Source organism: Granulosicoccus sp. 3-233, from assembly GCF_052681095.1.
Map to the genome: position 1 here is coordinate 1 of NZ_JBQYLE010000057.1, position 781 is coordinate 781.

The 781-nt window shown below is 54.2% G+C and carries 1 protein-coding gene; it reads left to right on the top strand.

The annotated features are described in order from the left end of the window. Window positions 1-22 precede the first annotated feature (22 nt). On the top strand, window positions 23-781 hold a 759-nt coding region (locus ACUNV4_RS30415; protein ID WP_430882435.1), incomplete at its 3' end, for a hypothetical protein.

Sequence of the window (781 nt, forward strand, 5' to 3'; positions counted from 1 at the left end):
CAGCCATGGCGACCAGACTGTCATGGGTAATCTGCGTCGGCTCTTTTGGCTCGACGAGGTTGCCTCGGATAGCCAGATGCGCGACATCCTGGACATGGTCAAACCGGGTGAGCTGCGCAAAGCATTTCGAGCAATCCATTCCAGCGCACAACGAGGCAAGGTGCTCGAAGACTTCGCCCTCTTCGATAATCGGTACCTGCTGTCCATCGACGGCACCGGACTGTACTCATCGACCAAGGTGAAATGTCCGCAGTGCAGCGTGAAGAAGCACCGTAACGGGGAAACCGAATATTACCACCAGTCGCTGGCCGCAGTGATCGTACATCCCGATCAGAAGACCGTGTTGCCACTGGACTTTGAACCCATCGTGAAGAGTGACGGTGATACGAAAAATGACTGTGAACGAAATGCCGCCAAGCGCCTGCTGCTTGCCATAAACCAGCTGTATTCCAATCGCCCGTTCATTGTGCTGGAGGATGCGCTGGCTGCCAATGGTCCGCATATTCAAGCACTAATGGGCTACGGCATGGAATTCATCATCAACATCAAACCCGTTGGCAATGCCTCGTTGTTCGAGGTGATGCACGACCGTTTCCTGCTCGGCCAGGTTACCGAGGACGAAGAAAAACGGGTCGATGGCAGCGGTCGCGGCTATCGATTTTCCAATGATTTACCGATGAATGCCTCGCACCCGGACACGCGGGTCAACATGATCGAGTACTGGGAAGTAGACAAGAAAGACCCCGAGAAAGTGACGCTGAACATGAGCTGGGTAACCAAT